This window comes from Bacillus sp. AFS012607 (assembly GCF_002558005.1).
GTDB classification, from domain to species: domain Bacteria; phylum Bacillota; class Bacilli; order Bacillales; family Bacillaceae_G; genus Bacillus_A; species Bacillus_A thuringiensis_S.
Genome location: NZ_NTVM01000107.1, coordinates 1 through 1,746, shown reverse-complemented (window position 1 = coordinate 1,746; position 1,746 = coordinate 1). Strand labels below are relative to the sequence as shown.

Here is a 1,746-nt window from a genome sequence, read left to right as displayed (position 1 = left end):
GACAATTTAGATATATATTGCGTATCTTTTCCTTTCAGTATTGATGTAAAAGGATGATATACGGCTTTCAATATATATGCGTGCCTCCCTTCGAAAGGTCACTAGAGGGGTTAGGTATACGATTATCGTTGGGTGAGTAAGATCGTAAAACTCATCTGTGACCACTGGGAAATGCAGTGTATCAAAGACCTGTTTGTGTCAGTACTCGTGAGGAATATCCCATTTTGACATTCTGAAGAAGCGAGGAACATCACAACAGTAGATACATAAGGTTCTACGTTCACGCCAAAATACGTAGTGCGGTATTGGGCATATAGAAGCTAGGTCGGGATTAGTCTCTATACGCATGCCAATACAGGGTTCATCATTCCAGCCATAAATGATATTTCCATTTTCTATCCCACTTTCCTTTAAATGTTATAAAATAAAGACAGATGTTGGAGTTTAAAAGGGTCTCATCACACTTCAAAATCGCTTATAAAAATATGACATAGGGAGGAACACACATGAGTCGTAAAGGGTGGATCATTTCCGCTGTTGTTGGACTGTTAATTGCAATTGGTATTGGTTCAACATTTGTCTTTAGTTCGGGAAAAGGGGAAGTAATGGAACTTAGTCCGTTAGAAATGAAGAAGTTCATGAGTGAGGATGGCACAGGTTTTGTTATGCTAAATTCCACTAAGAAGAAAAGAGAGAATTGGCTTCATATTATAAAAAAAGTAGCACAGCAAGAAAAGGTTCAGATACAAGAATTGAATGAAAAGCGTGAAGATGTACCAGGTTCAAGCAACCCTTATGATTGGGGATTATCACAAAGAAGAGATTCCCTTGCTTATTATGAAAAAGGAAAATTGAAGAAAGATATTGATTTTTCCACATTTAAAGAGTCAGAACTTGAAAAAGAAGTTATCTATTTTGTCCAAAATTGCAAAGAACAATATCAGAAGTAATCACATAATCATTGAAAGGTGGTGATATAGTGGCGATTACACAGAGGGAGTTAAAAAAAGAAAAAGATATGGTAGCAAACTTACTAAGAGCCAATGGTCAGGATTATAACCATTGGCTTCATTTACATCATCAGAAATACATTGAAGAAAATCAAGATTTAGTAATGAAAGCTTTACAAGCTTATAAAGCAACAGCAACAGAAGTAAAGGAAGACAGCAAGGCGAATGAATCAAGTCAGCTTAGTAACGTATAAGCATTTAAAAATGAAAAGGGAGTGAATGTATATGTCAATGTTGGAAACATTATCTCAAATGTTAGTGTTAGGTGATGCGATGGATGGTCTAATTAATACGGGGAATTCATTTATTACATGGATGCAAAGAGGAGCAATGGTGAGTACAGCAATTGTATTTTGCTGGGGCGCTTATCTATTAATTTGGGGCGGTGAACGAGGAAGACATAAATGTATTTGGTGGTTTATTGGTGGGGCAGCCGGACTTGTTATCGTAATGGGATGCCAATACTTAGCAGAGAGCGTAAATAGCAATGTGAAATTTGGTCAAATCTTATTCCCGTTTTTCTGGATGAAATAGTGAAAAAATATAATTAAGGCAATGAGGAGGCTATGCAAAGGGTATGGCTTTTTTTGTTGCCTTTTTTTCATGGAATTTTAGTTTTATTAAGCAATCGGGGTGTTAATTATGAGATTACCAAGTGTATTGGAGAGCGTTTCGGTTATTGGTAATATACAACCGATTATGACAGTACCAACAACAGAGGGGCTGTTAAGAGCTT

General features: G+C 36.5%; 3 protein-coding genes. All 3 read left to right on the top strand.

The window, feature by feature from the left end:
* Positions 1-506: 506 nt before the first annotated feature.
* From CN409_RS31085 to CN409_RS31075, 3 genes are read left to right on the top strand one after another with little or no spacing between them, the layout of a single operon-like run.
* On the top strand, positions 507-950 hold the full coding sequence (locus CN409_RS31085; protein WP_074596344.1) for a hypothetical protein: 444 nt from the start codon (positions 507-509) through the stop codon (positions 948-950).
* Positions 951-979: 29 nt separating this feature from the next.
* On the top strand, positions 980-1,204 hold the full coding sequence (locus CN409_RS31080; RefSeq protein ID WP_001018796.1) for a hypothetical protein: 225 nt from the start codon (positions 980-982) through the stop codon (positions 1,202-1,204).
* Between the two features lie 31 nt (positions 1,205-1,235).
* On the top strand, positions 1,236-1,544 hold the full coding sequence (locus CN409_RS31075) for a hypothetical protein (RefSeq protein WP_016513605.1): 309 nt from the start codon (positions 1,236-1,238) through the stop codon (positions 1,542-1,544).
* Positions 1,545-1,746: the final 202 nt, after the last annotated feature.

Excerpts from the sequence above, each read along its gene's own strand:
- CN409_RS31075 (WP_016513605.1), top strand. The coding sequence starts at position 1,236 with ATGTCAATGTTGGAAACATTATCTCAAATGTTAGTGTTAGGTGATGCG.
- CN409_RS31085 (WP_074596344.1), top strand. The coding sequence starts at position 507 with ATGAGTCGTAAAGGGTGGATCATTTCCGCTGTTGTTGGACTGTTAATT.